Source organism: Kitasatospora sp. NPDC001159, from assembly GCF_053598235.1.
Map to the genome: position 1 here is coordinate 1 of NZ_JBSFJV010000065.1, position 18,705 is coordinate 18,705.

The following is an 18,705-nucleotide window of genomic DNA, read 5'->3' on the forward strand; positions in this document are numbered from 1 at the left end:
CGAACAGCCCATCCTCGCCATGCACACCGGGATCATCCCGCACGAATGATCACGAGACGCAGGTGGGTTGCCTGTTACTGAGACACGCTCCTAGCAGGGCGACGCTGCTGAAGAGTTGGTCGCGGTCGGCGGTCGCGGTGTCGATGCCGTCCCACCGGACGCGGCCCTGGTGCGGCTGGTAGACCCCGCACAGGATGTTGGCCAGGGTGGACTTGCCCGAACCGTTGGCTCCCACCAGGGCGATGACCTTGCCCCGGGGGATCGTGAGGGTGACCTTGTCGAGCGCGGGGGTGTCGCGGCCGTCGTAGGTGAAGGAGACGTCCTCGACGGTGATCGTCTCGGGGCGCTCGGGCAGCGGGGTGCCGCCGGTGGGGATGGCCCGGCGGTGGCCCTCGCGGCGCAGCTGGTCGAGGTCGCGGACGAACAGGCTCTCCTCGTACAGGCCGTTGATCTGGGAGACGAGGCCGCCGATGCTCGCGGAGCCGGTGCGGATGGCGACGACGGCGGTTCCGGCGGCGGCGAGCGGGATCGTGCCGTTGATGACGAGCGAGCCGAGGAGGGCGAACGCGCCGAGGGTGGCGGCGCCGGCCAGGGCGGCGGAGAGCAGGTCGGTGCGGGCCTTCGCTCCGGCGAGGCGGGCCTGTTCCTGTTCGGCGGCGCGGGCCATCTGCTCGTAGTGGTGGAGGATGAACGGCCCGGCGGCGTGCACGCGCTGCTCGGCCGCGGAGTAGGGGCGGATGAGCATGTCCGCGAGCAGGGTGCTGGCCCGGTTGTGCTGGAGCCAGGCCCGGGTGGAGGCGTAGTGGCGGCGGGCGGTGCGTACCGCGCCCCATCCGCGCGGGGCGGCGATCAGCACCAGCATGGGCAGTAGGGCGGGGTGGAGGATGGACAGGACGCCGGCGGCGGAGACGAGGCCGAAGGTGGCGGTGAGGACGGAGGTGGCCTGGCCGATGATGCTTTGCAGCGACATCGCGCCCCAGCGGGCGCTGTCGACCTCGGCGAGGAATGCCGGGTCTTCGATGGCCTCCAGCTCGGAGCGGCTGACGATGCCGAGGAACTCGATGGTGGCCCTGCGGAAGACCGCTGGCTTGAGGCGCTCGCCCGCCCAGCCCGAGGCTGCGGACAGCACCGAGGACAGGCCCGCGATCACCCCGACCGCCACGATCGCCGGCACGGCGGCCCGCAGCACGTCGGCGACCTCGCCGGGAGCGAGCAGGGCCGTCAGCGCGTGGTTGGTGGCGATCAGCGCGACGGCCGCCGCCAGGCCGCGCAGCAGCTCGGCGCCGACCAGGGTCACCAGCGCCGCGCGGTCGGCGTCCCAGGCCATCCGCCCGGCCAGACGCAGGAAACCCGGCATCTGCCGCGCCACCGCCCAGAACGTCACCTTGCCGCTGGCCATCTCATGCTTGGCCCAGCCGTAGTCGTAGCGCATCGGCCCGCCGAACAACAGCTGCTCGCTGTCCGGCACCGGGTCCGTCGAGGTCTCGGGTGCGCTGGTCACATATTCCCTTTCGCAGAGGGGGGATCGCGATGGTCGGGGGCCGGTGCCGTCAGGGACCGGCGTAGCCGCGGGCGGTCGGCGCGGACCGGGCAGGGCCGAACCGGCTGGCACCGCGCCCGGCGGGCGCACCCGCCCGGCACGGTGCCGACCGGGCGCCGGTCACGTCTCGACGAGCTGCCGCTGTCCGGAGGCGGGGTCGAATCCGTGGGTGGAGAACGCTGGCCCGCCGGCCAGGTACGCCTCCACCGCGGCCTTGGAGGTCGGGAACATCGGGCTCGGCAGGACGCCTGCGGCCGGGTGCCAGCCCACCTCCAGGTGCTTGTCCGGCTCGACGTTGACCAGCTCGCCCGTGAACTCGCTAGTGGCGAAGACGAACAGCATGAACCCGCCGAGCCCGTCCCAGCCCTCCTTGGCCTGGATGGTGTGCACCAGGCGCAGGTCGGACGGCTTGACGATGAGCCCGGCTTCCTCACGTAGCTCCCGGGCGGCAGCATCGGGGATCTCTTCCCCGGGGTCGACCTTTCCACCCGGGATCGTCCACGCGGGGCCCGGGGTCCAACTGCGCTGGGCGTAGTGGACGGTGGCGATCCGGTCGGTGTTCAGGTCGTGGACGATGACGCCGACCGACAGCCTGTTCGTCTCGTGCATCAGGGGCTCCTGGTTGAAGGTTGAGGGGGTAAATGGAGGGGGCGACGGTCGAGTACCTGCGCTTCTACGTGTCGCGCGGGGGCAACTCCGAGAGCGCGGTCTCGCGCATGATGCGGTCGACCGTGTCGTGGAGGGTGCTGTCGGTGCCGATGACGGTCTCGATTCCGCCGGGAAGGACGTCGTGTTCGCGGTACCAGTCGCGCAGTTCACGCTCGGTGACGGCTGTCAGGTACTCGCGATCGGCCTTCGAGGCGTGCCGGACCAGCGTCTCGTCGATCGGGATGTCGAGGTAGTAGCAGCGGGTGACGCCGCGGTGGTCGCCCACCAGGCGGGTGAGCATCTCGCCGTAGTGGTCGGCGTACAGGATGCCTTCGATGACGACGTGGTAGCCGGCGCCCAGCGCGTACCGTGCCACGGTGTCGATAAGGCCGATGTTCGCGCCGCCGGGCCGGTCCCGCTCGCGCAGCACGATGCGGCGCAGGTTGTCCTGCCCGACGACGGCAAGGCCTCGCCCGAACCGGTCCCGGATGCCCGCCGCCACCGACGACTTGCCCGAGGCCGAGTTTCCCCGAATGACCACGAGCCGGGTCTCCGCGCTCCCCGCAGGCGTCCCGGCTGCCGGGAGCCCCGGGTGGCTCGTGGTGCTCATGCCGGCCATCCGACGACGGACAGCGGGCGGCCGGCGGTGATCTGCGCGAGCGCGTCGGCGGTGTAGCCGACGATCGGCTCCGGAAGGTCGTCCAGCGGCCAGAAGCGGAGGGCGGTGCATTTGTCCGGTTCGCGGTTGGTGATCTTGCCGGTGTAGGTGCGCGGGGCGAAGAACAGCTGGAGGCGTCCGGCACCGTCGTCGGCGTCGAGGTGGTGAAGGGTGTGCACCAGGTCGAGATCCTCTTCCCGAATGGTGATGCCGAGCTCCTCGTCGGCCTCACGGGCCATGCCAGCCAGGACGGACTCTCCCGCTTCGAGGTGGCCTGCCGGAGCATGCCAATGTTGAGCGGCGAACGTGGTGTTGGCGCGCTGTCCGAGCAGCACCCGGCCGTTCTCAATCAGGACCAGGTGGACTCCCACGACCAGCGTGTGCGGCACGGGACATCTCCTTCCCAGGGGGGAACCGGCGCGGGGAGCGTGGCCGGTTCAGGGCATGGCAAAGCTGCGATCAAACTGGTGATCGTTCGTCGTACGTGAGTGCGTAGGCAGGTTTCCCACCGTAGGCGGCCCGGCAGGGCCGGGTCGGCGTGTCGCGGCAGAAGCCACACGATCCGGTGAACAGCCCCAACTCGTCATACTGATAGGGCGGTTGCGGATCGAACAGGGCAGTGTGCCACGGGGGACTGACAATCGCGCCAAGCGGCGGGAGGCGGGCGTTCACATCTCCGCCAGGGCGCTGATCCGGCTCCGGAGACGCTCGGCGTCGCGGGTGCTTCCGCGGTTTTCGTACCGCCGGAGGCTCGCGGTGTACACGGCGTCCGGGCGGCAGAGCGTTCGGCGGCCTGCCCGAGGAGGTCGGCGGCGTAGGTCGATTGCGCCTCTCCGAGTAAGGCTCGGGCCCCGGCAACGTTCAGCCGACGCACCTCGCTGCTGCCCACTACGCCACCACGGTGGCGGGGAGCGCCTGGTCGACGGCGGCGCGCGGCCCGGGCAGTGCCGGGCGCCGGGCTTGCGGTCGGCTGGCCAGGCGAACGGCGGCGTCCGTCATGCTCCAGTGGGAGAAGCCCTGCGGGTAGTTCCCGAGCTGCCGCCGGGCGAGGGGGTCGTACTCCTCGGCGAGAAGCCCGAGATCGCTGTGGAGGGCGAGCAGGTGGCCGAGCAGCTCGCGGGCTTCGGCGTGCCGGCCGATGACGGCAAGGCTCTCGGCCAACCAGAACGAGCAGGCCAGAAAGGCTCCCTCATGGCCGGCGAGCCCGTCCACGTTGCCGTCGGCATCCCCGCGGGTGGCGTAGCGCAGCACCAGCCCGTGCTCGGTGAGCTCGCGCTGGACAGCCTCCACGGTGCGGATGACACGCTTGTCGTCCGGCGGCAGGAAGCCGACCAGGGGCAGGAGCAGCAGGGAGGCATCGAGGGCCCGGCCGCCGTAGGACTGGGTGAAGGTGCCGGTCTCGGAGCTGAAGCCGCGCGCGCAGACGTCGGTGTGGATCTCCGCGCGCAGGTGGGCGAGCTGGACGAGGACGGCAGGGTCGGTGGTGCTCCGGCGTTCCAGCAGCCGCAGCGTTCGGTCCACGGCTACCCAGCACATGACTTTGGAGTGGGTGAAGTGCCGTGCCGGGCCGCGGATTTCCCAGATGCCCTCGTCGGGCTCCCGCCACCGCTGCTCCAGCTGTTCGGCGAGCGCCAGGAGCAGGTCGTCGCACTGCGGGGACGGAGGGAGGCCGGCGTCCTCGGCGAGCAGCAGGGTGTCGGCGAGTTCGCCGTAGACGTCGAGCTGGAGCTGGTCGGCGGCGCCGTTGCCGATGCGCACCGGCCGGGAGCCGTCGTAACCGGGCAGGTGGTCCAGGGTCTCTTCGTCGAGGTCGGCGTCGCCGTTGACGCGGTAGATCGGCTGGAGGCGCTCGGGGTTGACGGTGTCGACCAGCCAGTTGCGCCACTGCCGGGCCTCGTCGAGGAAGCCGAGTCGCAGCAGCGCGGCGATGGTCAGCGCGCTGTCGCGCAGCCAGACGTATCGGTAGTCCCAGTTCCGTTCGCCGCCGAGCTGCTCGGGCAGGGAGGTGGTGGGCGCGGCGACGACACCGCCGCCCGGGTGGCAGAGCGCCTTGAGGGTGAGGGCGGAGCGCAGCACCGCCTCGCGATCGGGGCCGCGGTAGGTGCAGCCGGCTGCCCACTGCTCCCAGAACTCCGCGGTCGCATCGAGCTCGGAGAAGGCGTCGGGCGGAACGGGTGCGGGACGGTGAGAGGGAGCCCAGGCGAGGGTGAGCACGACGATCTGGCCGGCGTGGACGGTGAAGTCGGCCCGGCACACACCCCGCCCGTTGGCGGTGTGCTGGGGGCCGTCGAGCCAGTACGAGTCCGGGTGGGCGACCACCCACAACCGCGAGGCTCCGCGGGCGGTCCGCTCGATGCGCGGCCGGGTAGCGCCGTAGCCGGGACGGGGGCGGAAGACGCTGGCGACGCGGACCTCGCCGCTGATGCCTTCGACGATCCGGAAGATCCTCGGCTCCGCGTCGTCGCTGACCGTGGGTGCCGGCATGAAGTCGGTGACCGCGACCGCACCGGCGGGCGTGTCCCACTCCTGGCGCAGGACCAGGGAGTTGCCCACGTAGTGGCGGCGGTCGGCCGCCGGGGGCGGTGAACCGTCGTACACGGCCGGGCCGACCCGCCACAGGCCATGGTCAGCGTCGCCGAGCAGCGAGGCGAACACCGCAGGCGAATCGAAGCCGGGCAGGCAGGCCCAGTTGATGGAGCCGTCCAGGCGGACCAGGGCGGCGGACGCGGTGTTGCCGAGGAGAGCGTGGTCCTCGATCCGGGAAGGGGCGGTGGTGATGCGCATGGGGTCCTGACGTGGGTGGATGGGTGGGTGGTCAGCGGTGAGCGGGGGCGGGGGCCTTGAGCGCGGCGAGGGCGGCGGCGACGGTGTCGGCGAGCGTGTCGGCTACCGGCAACCACGGCATGAGGCTCGCGAGTAGCACGCGGTTGGCGCGCTGGACGGGGTCGGCCGGGTCGCAGCCGATGACCACTGTCCCGCCGTACGGGGAGAACAGACCGGCCTCGTAGCAGTCGTGCACGCGCACGTGGCCGATCGGGTTCCAGAACAGGACGACGTCGGTGCGCCGGATGTTGCGGTCCTGCCAGCCGAACGGCTGCCACACGCGGTAGGGGTCGGTGGTCGGGTTGCGCGACGGCCGGGGGTTGAGCACCGTGCCGTCGAAGCCCGCGGTCGCGAACAGGTCGACCGCTTCGCTCTGCCAGTCCGGGCAGCCAACGGTTGCCCCGGCGAGGAACACCGCCGGGCGGCCATCCCGCTCGTACGGCTGCGGTGCCTCGACGTATCGAAGGTTCACCGGGCGCCGCCGGAGGGAGTGGGTCCGTGGAGGACGGTGAGGATGATCATCTGTTCTCTAAGGTCGAAGGGGTGCGGCCCTGGCCCGAACGGCCGCCATGGGTTACTGCGGGTGTGCTTTCAGCCGGACCGGCGGCGGTCGCTCGGACGATCCGGGTCTTTCGGGGGCGGCGCGCGGTGGCTCACCAAGCGGTCGGCCACGCCGAGGGTGCAGAGGGCGACGACGGCGAAGGTGCCCAGGTAGAGCGGCTGTCTGAAGGCGGCGCGGTGATCCAGCAGATAGATGGCGCCGCCTCCGATCAGAACGCCGAGCAGGAAGCAGAGCGCAGCGAGCCCGATGCGCCCGATGCCTCGGTGAGCGCTCACGGGGCCACCGCCTGCGGTTCTGCGGTGGGAACGAGCGGGCCGGCCGGCCAGGCGGGGTCGATGTTGTTCAGCCAGACCAGCTGGGCGAGGACGCCGACGACGACGGCCTGCGGCTGGGAGTCGACGTTCAACTGGCTGAGCAGGCTCTTGGCGTAGGTGCGCATCGTGCTCGGCGCGATGCCGAAGTCGGCGGTCAGCTCGGGCGTGCTGCGCCCGCCCGCCCAGCCGCGCAGGATCTGCAACAACCGCGGGGCCAGCTGGGGGTTGATGGTCAGCGCTCCGCTGGGGTGCACCGGCTGGGTGACGATCCGGTGGGCGGTGGACCAGGCGGCGAGGTGCAGCACGGTGCGGGTGCCGGTGGTGACGAGCAGCGCCTCGATCGCGCTGCGGACGTCGTCCGGTTTCAGCTTCGTTTCGGGGTCGGCGGCGATCTGGTCGTGACTGGCGCCGGCGGCGACCAGGACGATCAGCCGGCGCTCGGCGGCGGTGAGGGCGGGCAAGGGGCCGATGGCCACGGCGTCGTCTCCAGCGGGATGGTTCGGGCGGGTCACAGTTGCTGAGGGATCGGCATGGCGGGGGCAGCGAGGTGGAACAGCAGCCTCGGACCGAGGCGCTCGGCCGCCTGGCCGGTGCCGATGACCAGGACGAGGTCGCCCTCGGCGGTCATCTCGAAGATCCGCTGCTCCGGGGCGGGTTCGTCCGGCCCGAGGTGGATGCGGTGGACCGCGCCCTGTCCGAGCTTGTGAACAGCGGCCTGCTCGACGGCCTCCAGCGGGTCGGGCCCGGCGTCCTCGGTCAGCGGTGTGCTGACCGGCAGCAGCACCGCGTGATCGGCGTCGCCGAGGGCGGCGCCGATTTCGGTGGCGTGCGCGCTGGTGCGGGCGATGCCGTCCGGTTCCACGACGACGACCAGCGAGCCCTCGGTGAGCATCCGGGCGGCCGTGACGTCCTGCGCGATCTCGCGCGGGTGCCGGGCGCGGGAGTCCACGACGGTGACGCCGGTCTGAGTGCCGAGCACAGCCAGCGACCGCTCGGCCCCGCGGAAGCCCCTGGCGCGCTGGGCGACGGCCTGCGGGTCCTCTCCGACGACGAGGGCGGTGGCGATGGCCGCGCACACCGCCAGGGCGTGGTGACGGCCGGCGACCGGCACGGTGAACTGGTGCCGCTCACCCCGGTGGTGGAGGGTCAGGAGGTACTCGGTGCCGAGCCAGCGGGGCGGGAGGACCCACACGTCGGTGCTCTCCTCCAGGCCGACCGTGACCACGGCGGGGCCGGGGCGGTCGCTGAGCCGCTCGTGCACGATTTTGGCGCCCTTGTCCCACAGCGGCAGCACCACCGTGGCGGAAGCGCGGGCGAGGGCGGTGGCGGCGTCCAGAGCCTCGATGGTGTCCGTGAAGTGCGGGGCGTTCATGGTGGCGGTGGTGATCAGCGTCACGGTCGGGGTCGCCCTGCGGACGGGCTGCGGGCCGTGCGGGAGGTGGCTCCAGGAGGCGGCCTCGTGCGTGCCGGCGTCCGGGCACAGGTCCACGACTAGGCGCTGGCTGTGGATGCCCTGTCCGGGAACGTTGCCTTGGGCCGCGGCGGTGAGAATCCAGGAGGTGCGTCCGTCGTCGAGGACAGCGGCCAGGGCCGCCGCCGCGGTGGCGGTGTCGTGGCTTCCGTAGACGGCCACCAGCGGCCCGCCGTAGCCCCCGGCCAGCATGGTGAGCGCGAGCGCGCGCGTGAGCACCGGCAGCCCCAGGGCCTGGGCCTGGTCGAGTTCCGGGAGCGGGCCGGTCGTCGCGCCGGACCACACCACGGCGGTTCGGTCGGCCTGGACGTGCTCGGCGTCGAAGCCCACGACAATCTTGACGCCGGCCGTATGCAGCCGAGCGGCGGCCGGGCTGTCCTGCTCGGCATGGGTGATGCTGGCGGTGACGTCCAGCTGGCGCGTGGCCAGCCACAGCGCGAGGCCCTCCATACCGGGGGCGGTGGCGTCGACCAGGTGGGCCCCGGTCAGCAGATCGGCGCCGGCAGGGCCCAGGTTCGTACGGGTTGGGGGGCGGGTGGTGGTGTCCATAGGAGGGCTTCCTCGGCAGGGTCGGAGACAGAGGGGTGGGGGTTGGAACCGGGCCGGTCGCGGGTCTCGGGGGTTTGGCGCCGCTACCGGCCCGGGGCTCATGCCTGGGTGAGACCGCGCTCCAGCTCGACATCGCTCACGGCGGCGGCGTGGTGGTCCAGGTCCAGGCGTGCGACGGCGGCCAGGTGGGCGACGACGTGCTCGTCGAGCAGCTCGCCGGCCAGCGGGCTGGTCTCGAACGCGGAAACGGCCTCGGCCAGTGACTGCGGTACGGGCTCGGCCTCGCGGTCCAGATAGGTGTCGCCGCGGGTGGCGGCAGGGGGCTTGAGCCCGGACTCGATACCGTGCCGGATCCCCGCCAGGACCGCCGCCGACGCCAGGTAGGGGTTGGCATCGGCACCAGGCAACCGCACCTCCAGACGCAGACTGCGGCCGTGACCGACCACCCGAACCGCACACGACCTGTTGTCCCGCCCCCAGCTGAGGCGAGTCGGGGCGAAGGAGTGGTCCCGCAGGCGCTTGTAGCTGTTCACGTACGGCGCCCACAGCGGGCCGAGGGCCGCAAGCGCCGTCAGGAGTCCGGCCACTGCCTGCTCGCCCAGCTCCGACAAGCCGCTGCCGAACTCGGGACCGGCCAGCAGCACCGGCTGGTCGTCGACGTCGTGCAGCGAGACGTGCAGGTGCATGCCGCTGCCCACCCCGCCCGGCAGGGCCGCCATGAACGACGCCGTCATGCCCAGCTCTTCCGCGACCGCCTTCACGGCGTGCTTGAACAGCACGTGCTGCTCGCACGCCGCCGCCACCGGCCCGTAGGGAAAGGTGACTTCGATCTGACCCGGCGCGCCCTCGCCTTTCACGGCCTCGACGGGCAGGTCGGCGCCGGCGAGGATCTGCCGCAGACGCCTGCTGAACTCCCGCACCGGCAGCGGCTGGTCGAGGGCATAGTCGCGGTTGTCCCACACGGCGGGGCGAAGTCCGCGGAAGCCGGCCGCCGCCGCGTCCCGGGCGGTGCCCTCGAAGAGGACGAACTCCGTCTCCACCCCCACCTTCGCCGTCAGCCCGAGACCGGCGAGACGCTGCTCCTGCTCGGCGAGCACGGCGTCCGGGGCAAGCGGGTGCGGCAGGCCCACGCTGATCGGCTCCGCGAGCACCAGGGCGGTGGACGGAAGCCAGGGCAGGACGCGGGCGTGCTGGGTGTCGGGCAGCAACGCGACATCCCCGAACCCGGACTCCCACGAGAACGACCCGCTGCGCGCAGCCGTCATCCCCAAGTCGGTACCGAGCACGTACCCGCACATCTCCGGCGAGAGCCCACCCGAGCGCATCCGCTGCACCAGCGAGGCCGCGTCGAATTCCTTGCCCTTGAGGCGGCCCTGCACGTCGACGGTCGCGAGCAGCACCGTCGTGATGTCGAAGGCGTCCACCAGTTGGTGCAGCGGTCCGGTCGGCGAGGGCGCCACCGGAGAGTTGCCGGTGGTGCGGTACCGGGCGGCCCGCATCGTCGCGGTACGGCCGGGGCGTCGGCGGCTGGTCACACGACCTCCTCGGTCAGCTCGACCAGCTCGGCCGACTGCTGGACCGGCGGCGAGTACAAGCGTCCCGCCTTGAGCCACCATGCCCAGGCCAGCAGCAGCACCACCGCGAGCGCCACGGGCGCGTAGTTGAAGGTGTCGACTGTCACCGGCGCGGACTGCGGCAGACACACCAGCACGCTCACCACGGCCACCCAGCCGACCGCGATCCACCCGATCACCGGACCCCGGCGACCCAGATTCCACGGCCCGGGCTTGAAACGGCGGCCCTTGCGCAGCCGGAGGTAGACCGGCACCGCGTACGCTGGCGTCATTCCCACCACGTTGACCGCGGTCACCGCGCCGTACGCGGTCGCGCTGTACAAGGACGGCAGCGCGAGCACCAGCGCGGCCCCGAGCGACAGCCACACCCCGGCCACCGGCGTCCCGGTGCGCTCCGACACCCGGCTCCACAGAGCCGAGCCGGGAAGCGCGCCGTCCCGGGAGAACGCGAACACCATCCTCGAGGCCGCCGCCGTCTCCGCGTTGCCGCAGAACACCTGCGCCACGATCACCACGGCCAGGAGCACCTTCGCCCCGGTCGTCCCGAGCGCGTCGATGAAGATCTGCGCGGGCGGCACGCCGGTGGGCGAGTTGAGGACGCCGTCGTAGTCCTGGACGGCGAACAGCATGCCGGCCAGCAGGACGGCGCCGGCGATCCAGCTCACCCAGATCGAGCGGACGATCCCGCGGGGCGCCGACAGCGACGCCTTGGTGGTCTCCTCGCTCATGTGCGCGGAGGCGTCGTAGCCCGAGAAGGTGTACTGGGCGAGCAGCAGCCCGACCGCGCTCACGTAAATCGGGTTGCTCCAACCGGTGTTGTTGACGAAGTGCCCGACGACCCAGCTGACGTCCTGGTGCTGGGTGGGTACGATCGCGAGCGCCCCGACGATCAGCACGACGCCGCCGATGTGCCACCACACCGAGATGCCGTTGAGCACCGACACCAGCCGCACGCCCCGCAGGTTCAGCACCGCATGGAGCAGCAGGATCGCGGCGAAGATCCCGAACAGCCCGGCAGGCGTCGGCGAGTACCCGAACTGCATGTTGAGGAACGCGCCGACGAAGGATGCGGCACCGTAGTCGATGCCGCAGATGCCGCCCACCAGGCCGAGCAGGTTGAGCCAGCCGGTCATCCAGCCCCACCGGGGACCGCCGAGCTGGTGGGCCATAAAGTACAGCGCCCCGCTGGTCGGGTAGGCGCTGGTGACCTCGGCGAGGGCGAAGCCGACGAACATGACCAGGCCGCCGACGCCGATCCAGCCCCAGATGATCACCGCCGGTCCGCCGGTGTTCAGGCCGAAGGCGAGCATCGTCATGCAGCCGGACAGGATGCTGATGACCGAGAAGGAACTGGCGAAGTTGCCGAACTCGCCCATCCTGCGGCGCAGTTTGGGCTGGTAGCCGAGCTGGAGTAGGCGTTCCTCGTCGGTCGGTGGTGCGGCCTGGGCGGGGGACATCGGGACAACCTCCATGCGGAAAGTCGGTGATGGGAACAGGAGTGGTCGGGGCTCAGGCCAAGGCGGTCGCGCGGCCGGCAAGAGCCTGGTCCCGGGCGGTCAGCAACAGAGCCTCCGCCTGGCCATGGGAGTCGGCGACATGGGCCCACGGCGCCTTGGATGCGAACTGGCCCAGAGCGCCGAATACCTCGACGGCGGCGCCCATCTGGGCCGACGCCCACAGCGCGTGGGCGAGATGGCTGAGATCGACGACCGGCCACGACCCCGGCGCCGCCACGGACCAGCTCTCGAACGCGCGCCGAGCACGGGAGAAGTGGGGCTCCCGGAGCCATTGCCGGAGCACGACCGCGGTGCGCCTCGGCTCGGTGCGGTACTGGTCGACCGACAGGTACAGCGGCAGAACTGCGAGCGGTGATCCGGTCGGAGCCTTCGACATGGCGAGGTGAACGAAGTCGGAAGCCGCCGGCCGGTAGACCCGGAGCCAGTAGCGGAGCATGCGATGGTGGGCCTCCCGGTTGCCCGGATCGCGTGTGAGCGCCTCGTCGAGAAGCCCCCACGGGCCGAGCGGCAGCATCGGGTCCGACGAGCGATACCGGTGCTCAGGGCGGCTCTTGGCGCGATCCAGTGTCGCCAAGGCGAGCAAGCACACCCACGGCACAGGGTCCGGGCGCACCGCTTCGGCGGCGGCCTGGCACGACTCGCGGGCCTCCTGCTCCAAGCGCTCGGCCTTCGGCGAGCCGGCCTCGGCTGCGGCCAAGGCGTGCTCGACCGTTACCCTGGTGCGCAGGATGGCGAGCTCGGGATCGTCCGGCTCCTCGCGCCCCCAGTCGGTGAGGACAGTCGAGCGGGCGGCGACCAGTGCCAGGACCTGCGTACGAGAGGTCCGCAGGTCGGCGTTCTGCGTCGAAGCCAGCAGCCGCTGCGTCGACAACCAGCGCCCGGCCCGCAGGTCGTCCACTGCGGTCCGGAGCGCACCGTCGAACCCGGCAGGGTGATAGACCGGTCTGGGCTGAGCAGCAGCGTTGGGCGCGGGTGGCATGACCTGTTCCCCTTTCATGGTCCACCGGGACGTCAATCCGCCTACTGTCTGCGGGGCCCGAGCACGTCAGCGTGAAGGTCGGCGGACAGCTGGGCACAGCCAGCGGTCGGGAAGAAGGGCGAGAAGCGTCTCGCTCACTTCGCGGACTGCGATCTAGGTGATCGGCCACCTACTGTCGCGCCCTGGCCGAAACAGCGCCACGGCACCCGGGTGTCATCTCACGCCTTGCGTAGCCATCACCCGGTCATCGGGGTGTCATCTCGTCAGATAAAGCTGTGAGAAAGGCGCTTGTCGGGTATGGCTGGACCAGGTCCTCCGCGCACAGGCGGCGGCCGGGCCGGGGTCGAGACCATTGGGGGCGGAGGCATGCGGAATGGCGAGTAAGACGCTACTGGGTGCCCTGGTCGAGAAGGCGGGATGGGAATTCCCGGACTTCCACAGGGAACTTCGACGCGCCGGGAACGAACTGGCACGAACGCTTAAAGACCCCCGGTTTCGCGACCTGGACATGTCGGAGGTGACGTTCAGGCGCTGGACTGCCGGGACGGTGAGCCGACCGACCTCCGTCTTCACTCAGACGATCCAGCACATGTTCGACAGGACGATCGCAGACCTCCTCGCGCCGCCAAGTGAGGAAGATCCTGCGGCAGTTACCCAGCAAGACCTCGAAAGAGAGCTCGCGATGACCGCACGCGAAGCATCCGACCACGCCGCTTCCGTGGCGTCCGCCTTCCTCTCAGACCTGTCCATCGACCAGGTCCAGGACGACGTTCGCCACCTCGCCCGCACCTACAACAACCGGTCACCCTTCGAGGTGCTCCGTGAAGCCCGGCAGCTTCGGACGAACGCCGAAGGTCTTCTGGATCGCACCCACATTCCCGAGCAGAAGCAGCTGCTGCTGATCGCGATCGGCCAGACGACGGCGCTGCTGGCCCTGGCCGCCTTCGGACTCGGCTCCCTTGGCGAGGCGAGCCGACTCGCTCGTTCCGCGGGCATGTACGCCGAGGTCACCCGCTTTACCCCGCTGGCCGCGTTCGCGGCTGGCACGCTCGGCATGTTCGCCTACTGGGAAGGGCGGCCTGGTGAGGCGCTCCGCTTCATCCGGCAGGCGCAGTCGTTCCCCGGTGTCGGTACGGCTGGCCAAGCACGCATCGCTTCGATCGAGGCCCGAGCTTACGGGCACCTCGGTGACCAGCGCAGGGCCGCAGCGGCGGTCGCACGCTTCCTCGACGTGGACGCCGTCGAACGCGACGACCTCCACGACGATGTGGCCGGCGAGTTCCTTCACGGTCCGGACCGGCTCGCCCGGTCGCACGGCACCACGTTCGTGCTCCTGCGTGATGGCGCCAGCGCGCTGGAGCACACCCGACGGGTGCTGGAGCTGCAAGCCAGCCTGCCTGCCGAGCAGAGGATTCCCCGGATCGACGCCGAGGCCAGGACCGACCTCGCCGCAGCGTTGATCCTCAACGGTGAGGTGGAGGAAGCAGCCGAAGTCCTCAAGCACATCGCGGACCTTGCACCCGACCGGCGCGCCAAGGGCCTCGTCGAGCGGGTCGTCCACGTCGGCAAGCTGCTCACCACCGAGTCCGTCCGGACGTCACCGGTCGCTGCCGCCCTTCGAGAGGGACTGGAGGAGTACACCCGAGTCGCGGCCCCGCGACAGTTCGGGGGCGCCGCCGCACGGCTAGCCATCGAGTAGAACAACAGAACCGCGACGGATGGGCGACCGCCACCATGGCGGTCGCCCATCCGTTGCATCCTGCTCAGCGAAGAGAGCCGGCAGCCGCCAGAATCGCCCGTTCCCGGTCCGCGTCGATTCCGAGAGCGGCTGCCCGCGGGTGCGGGATCGGGGCATTGCCGGCCTGGAGCCACTCCCAGGTGTCCCGGACCGTCTCCTCCAACGGGCGGCACCGGAACCCGGCCGCGTACGCCGGTTCGGAGTCGACCTGCCAGACGCCCTCACCCGTCCGCCACAGCGGCACTTCCGTCCACTGCCGGACGCCGTGCTCCAGCAGCACCTCATCCGGTACCCATCGGAGCTCTCCCTTGCCGCCTGTCACCGCGAGACAAGCCCCCAGGAAACTGCTCATCGTGTCTCGGTCGATCGGCGCGGTGGCGTTGTAGACGCCCCCTCCAGGCCGTTGAGCGAGATCGACGGCGAAACGCGCGACGTCACGGACGTCGACCGGCTGGATGGTCTTGCTCGCCGATCCGGGTGCCAGGATATGACCGCCGCGCTCGGTCCTCCGGAGCCACCACGGGAGCCGGCCGACATACTCACGGGGCCCGAGGATCACACCAGGGCGAACCAGGCAGGACCGCTCCGCGCCGAAGGTCTCGACCACTGCCCGTTCAGTGCCGGCCTTCTGTCGCCCATAATGCAGATTCGGGCCTCGCCAGCCCTTCGGGTTCCTGCCGTACTCGCGGTCGGCGTCGGCAGGACCGTCCAACACCGGATCCCCCACCTTGAGCGGGTGGTCCGGCCAGCCCGCGTACACCGACACCGTCGAGATGTAGACGTAGCGCGCGGTGGCGCTCTCCAGCGCCCTCGCCCCGGCGAGAACCACGTTCGGCGGCTGCTCGGCAGCTGACGTGTCGATCACTGCGTCCCACGGACCCTGCGCGGCCAACCTGGCCAGATCCTCGACCGACGTGCGGTCGCCAACGACGTGCCGCACGCCAGGCAGGAGCACGCCGGATCGCCCTCGGTTGAACGTCGTCACGCCCCAGCCGCGCCCCAGCGCCTCCTCAATCACGGCCGTGCCCAGAAACCAGCCTCCGCCGATCACCAAGATGTCCATGCCCGGAATCCTGCCCAGAACGAAGGCCCGTTGGCCACCCTGTCGTAGTGGCGAAGCCGAGACGCCGCAGCTCGCGGCCGTGATCGTGGTGAAGATGACACCCCGATGACACCTGCGTGCGAATCAACCCGCGAGATGACAGCTGGACGACATGGCCCTGCCACGCCGTGCTCGGAACACTGGGGCACTCAGCCGCTGCAACACCTTCCGGTCCCCGGAACGGCAGAGCAGCGCCAGGAGGAGAGGAGATCCGATGGAGAGCATCGCATCCGCGGTCCAGCCGGAGGAGGAGGGCGGCCTGCTGGTCGGCGTCCGCAACATCCAGGCCGCGCGTTCGCGGGCCGACGTGCCGTCCGACAACACCGGTGGCCGTTCCGACCAGAACGACACCTGAGAGACCGCCCACGATGCACAAGACCGCCTCGTGGGCGGTGCGCCTGGGTGGGGAGCAGTTCCTCACCCAGGCGCTCCACCGCTCCTACGCCGTGATCACTGCCGGGGGCGCCGACACCGCTCCCCTCTTGTCCTGGGACGATCTGAACACCATCCTCGCCACCCACCGCATCGACCCGCCGCGGCTTCGGCTGTCGATGGATGGGCAGACCGTCCCTGTCGGCCGGTACTCGACCCCGGCGACCAACCGGCGTGGGGTGACCTGGAATCGGCTGCACCCCGCGCAGCTCCACGCTCAGCTCGCCGAGGGCGCCTCGCTCGTGGTGGACGCGATCGACGAGATCCACCCGCCGATCCGCACCGCCGCCGAAGCGTTGGAGCGCTTCATCGGCACGCCCGTGCAGACCAACCTCTACGCTTCCTGGACGGAGAAGGAGGGCTTCGGCCGGCACTGGGACGATCATGACGTGGTCGTGGTCCAGCAGCACGGGGCGAAGCGCTGGCGGCTGTGGGAGCCGACCAGGCAGGCCCCGACCTTCCGCGACGTGGATTCCCCGGAGGAACCCGAGGGTGAGCCGGTCGCGGACGTCGTCCTCCACCCGGGCGACGTCCTGTACCTGCCGCGCGGCTGGTGGCACAGCGTCACTGCCGACCAGGGCAGCGAGTCGCTGCACCTCACCTTCGGACTGGTCGCCCAGACCGGCGCCACGCTCCTGGGCTGGCTGGTGGACGAGCTGCACGAGAGCACCGCCGTGCGGAAGGACGTGCCGCTCCATGCCGGAGCGGACGAGAAGGCCGGGTATCTGGCCGATCTGAGGACTGCGGTGCTCACCGCGCTGTCGGACCCTGACCTGATCGACCGCTGGGCCACGGCCTCCGGCACCACCCACTTCGGCCGACCGGCCCCGTCCCTGCCCTTCGTGGACACGCTCCCCGCGGAGCCGGAGATCAAGGTGCGGATCACCGCCCCTCGCGCCGAACTCACCAGCGACCCCACCGCCCGGACCGTCACCCTGTCCGCAGCCGGAACCGCATGGGACTTGTCCGAGCGGGTCGAGCCTGTCCTGCAGGCCCTGCTGACCGGCGACCCGGTCAGCCTCGGGGAACTCGCCGAAGCTGCCGGGCTGGAGGTCAAGGACGTGGCCACCGTCCTCACCATCCTCGTCCAGGGTCAGGCCCTCGCCGTGGTCGGGGTCGGCCGGTGAGCCCGGACCTCGGCCTGGGGACCTACCGGGTGCGCGCCGCCGGCGAAGCGGCGCGCACCGCCCTCACGGCCGGCGCGAAGTGGATCGACACCGCCCCCAACTACGGCCACGGCCGGGCACACCACGACCTGGCCCCGGTGCTCGCCGATCACCCGACCGCCAAGGTGACGACGAAGACCGGCTTCTACCCGGACGGCCACCACAGCATCGCCCCACTGGACGTCCGCGCCCAGACTGAGGAATCGCTCGCCGTCCTCGGTCGTGCCGACATCGTCTTCGTCCACAACCCCGAACGGTCCGACCACGACCAGCAGCAGCTACACCACAACCTCCGCGCCGTGTTCGCCGTGCTGGAGGAGTTCGCGCAGGCCGGCCGCATCGGGGGTTACGGCGTCGCCACCTGGGCTGGCTTCACCGATCAGGCGTTCACCATCGCCGAACTGATCACGCTGGCCATCGAAGCAGCCGGGTCGGCGAACCACCACCTCGCCGGCGTCCAGCTGCCGGTCAGCCTCGTCATGGCCGAGCCGATCACCCAGGCCCTCGACGGAGCCGGGCCGCTCGCCCATGCGCGCGACGCCGGGATCACCACGTTCGCCTCCGCACCCCTGCACGGCGGCGAACTGCCGGGCCTGATGACACCCGAACTGGTGAACCTCATCCAGCCGGGATCGACCCCGCACACCGCCGCGTTCCAGCTCATCGGCGCCTGCCCCGCGCTGGACGTCGTCCTCACCTCGACCAGCACCCTCCAACACTGGGAGGATGCCCGGAACGCTCTCGCCCAGCCGATCCCCGACGCACGACTCAGGACGGTGCTCGATGTCCTTTCAGCCGGATGACGACACCCGGCACGACCTGACAGTAGCCCACCAGAAGGCCGCCGGATTCCTCAGCTTGGTGTGCACCGGACCGCGGGTCTTCGGCACCTCCGGCACCACAGTCGGCCGCCAGGCCGAGAACCTCTGGCTCCGGGTCTCCAGAAGCAGCCGCCTCCGGGCGCCCCGGCCGACCGGCCAGGGCGCCCTCGGCGCTGAACAGCTCGTCCCCGCCTCCGTCCCGCGCCCCCGGCTCCACGACACCGTGGACTGGACGGAGGCTGGCTGGTTCTACCAGGCCGACGTTTTCGACCTGGTAGGTTCCGCGGTCTCCTCGACCCCGGACCTCCGCGATGACCCCGGCCTGGACAACAGCTGGTGGACCGGGCTGCGGGACGCGGTGGCCGGCATCGCGGAAGCACCGAGCACAAAGATCACTCTGCGCCAGACATGGGTTGAAGAGGTCTTCCCGAAGTACCTCGGCATCCCGGCCCCAGCCGAAATCGAGCGGACCACCGGCCACGGTGATCTCCAGTGGGCCAACCTGACTGCAACGCCGCTCAAGATCCTCGACTGGGAACGCTGGGGCCTGGTGCCGGTCGGCTACGACCCTGCGGTCCTGTGGGTCAGTAGCCTCCTCGTGCCCGTGGTCGCGGACCGCATCCGCACGGAGTTCGCCGACATCCTCGACACTCCGGCTGGACGCGTGGGTCAGCTCATCGCTCTCGCGGAGATGCTCCAAGCTGTCGATCGGGGGTACTACCCAGAACTCGCCCCGCTCCTCGCCGAGCGGGCACGTGAGCTGACCGGTGTCACCCCGCCGCAGGGCACCGACGCCAGCCTCGTCCGGTAG

The 18,705-nt window shown here is 70.9% G+C and carries 18 protein-coding genes; 5 read left to right on the forward strand and 13 right to left on the reverse strand.

All coding sequences use genetic code 11. The features are described 5' to 3' along the window. Positions 1 to 49: 49 nt before the first annotated feature. The 12 genes from ACWC9T_RS27875 to ACWC9T_RS27930 form a co-directional block, all read right to left on the reverse strand. The gene (locus ACWC9T_RS27875) at positions 50 to 1,501 is read right to left on the reverse strand and encodes an ATP-binding cassette domain-containing protein (protein WP_449823809.1); all 1,452 of its coding nucleotides are present in this window, start codon (positions 1,499 to 1,501) and stop codon (positions 50 to 52) included. A gap of 159 nt (positions 1,502 to 1,660) precedes the next feature. Beyond that, positions 1,661 to 2,149, reverse strand: a complete 489-nt coding sequence (locus ACWC9T_RS27880) for an NUDIX domain-containing protein (RefSeq protein WP_449823810.1) — start codon at positions 2,147 to 2,149, stop codon at positions 1,661 to 1,663. A gap of 64 nt (positions 2,150 to 2,213) precedes the next feature. Next, entirely contained in the window at positions 2,214 to 2,798 is a 585-nt protein-coding gene (locus ACWC9T_RS27885; RefSeq protein WP_449823811.1) for an AAA family ATPase, read from the reverse strand. Beyond that, the gene (locus ACWC9T_RS27890) at positions 2,795 to 3,235 is read right to left on the reverse strand and encodes an NUDIX hydrolase (protein WP_449808006.1); all 441 of its coding nucleotides are present in this window, start codon (positions 3,233 to 3,235) and stop codon (positions 2,795 to 2,797) included. The genes ACWC9T_RS27885 and ACWC9T_RS27890 overlap by 4 nt, the downstream gene beginning before the upstream one ends. A gap of 499 nt (positions 3,236 to 3,734) precedes the next feature. Further along, positions 3,735 to 5,630 carry a glycoside hydrolase family 15 protein gene (locus ACWC9T_RS27895; RefSeq protein WP_449823812.1) on the reverse strand — a complete coding sequence of 632 codons (1,896 nt, stop codon included), beginning with the start codon at positions 5,628 to 5,630 and terminating at the stop codon, positions 3,735 to 3,737. A 31-nt stretch (positions 5,631 to 5,661) separates the two neighbouring features. Continuing rightward, the gene (locus ACWC9T_RS27900) at positions 5,662 to 6,141 is read right to left on the reverse strand and encodes a hypothetical protein (RefSeq protein ID WP_449823813.1); all 480 of its coding nucleotides are present in this window, start codon (positions 6,139 to 6,141) and stop codon (positions 5,662 to 5,664) included. 119 nt (positions 6,142 to 6,260) lie between these two features. Beyond that, on the reverse strand, positions 6,261 to 6,506 hold the full coding sequence (locus tag ACWC9T_RS27905; protein ID WP_449823814.1) for a hypothetical protein: 246 nt from the start codon (positions 6,504 to 6,506) through the stop codon (positions 6,261 to 6,263). Next, complete coding sequence (locus tag ACWC9T_RS27910; protein WP_449823815.1) at positions 6,503 to 7,021, reverse strand: helix-turn-helix transcriptional regulator; 519 nt, start codon at positions 7,019 to 7,021, stop codon at positions 6,503 to 6,505. The genes ACWC9T_RS27905 and ACWC9T_RS27910 overlap by 4 nt, the downstream gene beginning before the upstream one ends. Before the next feature lie 32 nt (positions 7,022 to 7,053). Continuing rightward, positions 7,054 to 8,565 (reverse strand): glutamate ligase domain-containing protein, encoded by a 1,512-nt coding sequence (locus ACWC9T_RS27915; RefSeq protein WP_449823816.1) that lies wholly within the window; start codon positions 8,563 to 8,565, stop codon positions 7,054 to 7,056. Positions 8,566 to 8,663: 98 nt separating this feature from the next. Next, entirely contained in the window at positions 8,664 to 10,100 is a 1,437-nt protein-coding gene (locus tag ACWC9T_RS27920) for a glutamine synthetase family protein (RefSeq protein ID WP_449823817.1), read from the reverse strand. Further along, a complete protein-coding gene (locus ACWC9T_RS27925) occupies positions 10,097 to 11,596 on the reverse strand; it encodes an amino acid permease (protein WP_449823818.1) in 1,500 nt (499 codons plus the stop codon). The genes ACWC9T_RS27920 and ACWC9T_RS27925 overlap by 4 nt, the downstream gene beginning before the upstream one ends. Before the next feature lie 52 nt (positions 11,597 to 11,648). Then, complete coding sequence (locus ACWC9T_RS27930) at positions 11,649 to 12,554, reverse strand: hypothetical protein (protein ID WP_449823819.1); 906 nt, start codon at positions 12,552 to 12,554, stop codon at positions 11,649 to 11,651. Between the two features lie 454 nt (positions 12,555 to 13,008). Here ACWC9T_RS27930 and ACWC9T_RS27935 point away from each other — a divergent pair, with 454 nt between their 5' ends. Then, the gene (locus ACWC9T_RS27935; protein ID WP_449823820.1) at positions 13,009 to 14,334 is read left to right on the forward strand and encodes a DNA-binding protein; all 1,326 of its coding nucleotides are present in this window, start codon (positions 13,009 to 13,011) and stop codon (positions 14,332 to 14,334) included. 64 nt (positions 14,335 to 14,398) lie between these two features. Here ACWC9T_RS27935 and ACWC9T_RS27940 read toward each other — a convergent pair whose 3' ends face one another. Beyond that, positions 14,399 to 15,436, reverse strand: coding sequence for an NAD-dependent epimerase/dehydratase family protein (locus tag ACWC9T_RS27940; protein ID WP_449823821.1), 1,038 nt, complete (start codon positions 15,434 to 15,436; stop codon positions 14,399 to 14,401). Between the two features lie 253 nt (positions 15,437 to 15,689). Here ACWC9T_RS27940 and ACWC9T_RS27945 point away from each other — a divergent pair, with 253 nt between their 5' ends. The 4 genes from ACWC9T_RS27945 to ACWC9T_RS27960 are packed head-to-tail and all read left to right on the forward strand — an operon-like array spanning position 15,690 to position 18,705. Continuing rightward, the gene (locus ACWC9T_RS27945; RefSeq protein WP_449823822.1) at positions 15,690 to 15,830 is read left to right on the forward strand and encodes a hypothetical protein; all 141 of its coding nucleotides are present in this window, start codon (positions 15,690 to 15,692) and stop codon (positions 15,828 to 15,830) included. 13 nt (positions 15,831 to 15,843) lie between these two features. Further along, on the forward strand, positions 15,844 to 17,034 hold the full coding sequence (locus tag ACWC9T_RS27950; protein ID WP_449823823.1) for a cupin domain-containing protein: 1,191 nt from the start codon (positions 15,844 to 15,846) through the stop codon (positions 17,032 to 17,034). Beyond that, positions 17,031 to 17,876 (forward strand): aldo/keto reductase, encoded by an 846-nt coding sequence (locus ACWC9T_RS27955; RefSeq protein WP_449823824.1) that lies wholly within the window; start codon positions 17,031 to 17,033, stop codon positions 17,874 to 17,876. The genes ACWC9T_RS27950 and ACWC9T_RS27955 overlap by 4 nt, the downstream gene beginning before the upstream one ends. After that, a complete protein-coding gene (locus ACWC9T_RS27960) occupies positions 17,857 to 18,705 on the forward strand; it encodes a hypothetical protein (protein WP_449823825.1) in 849 nt (282 codons plus the stop codon). The genes ACWC9T_RS27955 and ACWC9T_RS27960 overlap by 20 nt, the downstream gene beginning before the upstream one ends.

What these genes read in the sequence shown, in the direction of transcription:
- ACWC9T_RS27885 (WP_449823811.1), bottom strand. Translation starts at nt 2,798, where the DNA reads ATGAGCACCACGAGCCACCCGGGGCTCCCGGCAGCCGGGACGCCTGCG.
- ACWC9T_RS27880 (WP_449823810.1), bottom strand. Translation starts at nt 2,149, where the DNA reads ATGCACGAGACGAACAGGCTGTCGGTCGGCGTCATCGTCCACGACCTG.
- ACWC9T_RS27950 (WP_449823823.1), top strand. Translation starts at nt 15,844, where the DNA reads ATGCACAAGACCGCCTCGTGGGCGGTGCGCCTGGGTGGGGAGCAGTTC.
- ACWC9T_RS27940 (WP_449823821.1), bottom strand. Translation starts at nt 15,436, where the DNA reads ATGGACATCTTGGTGATCGGCGGAGGCTGGTTTCTGGGCACGGCCGTG.
- ACWC9T_RS27945 (WP_449823822.1), top strand. Translation starts at nt 15,690, where the DNA reads ATGGAGAGCATCGCATCCGCGGTCCAGCCGGAGGAGGAGGGCGGCCTG.
- ACWC9T_RS27935 (WP_449823820.1), top strand. Translation starts at nt 13,009, where the DNA reads ATGGCGAGTAAGACGCTACTGGGTGCCCTGGTCGAGAAGGCGGGATGG.
- ACWC9T_RS27960 (WP_449823825.1), top strand. Translation starts at nt 17,857, where the DNA reads ATGTCCTTTCAGCCGGATGACGACACCCGGCACGACCTGACAGTAGCC.
- ACWC9T_RS27925 (WP_449823818.1), bottom strand. Translation starts at nt 11,596, where the DNA reads ATGTCCCCCGCCCAGGCCGCACCACCGACCGACGAGGAACGCCTACTC.
- ACWC9T_RS27915 (WP_449823816.1), bottom strand. Translation starts at nt 8,565, where the DNA reads ATGGACACCACCACCCGCCCCCCAACCCGTACGAACCTGGGCCCTGCC.
- ACWC9T_RS27895 (WP_449823812.1), bottom strand. Translation starts at nt 5,630, where the DNA reads ATGCGCATCACCACCGCCCCTTCCCGGATCGAGGACCACGCTCTCCTC.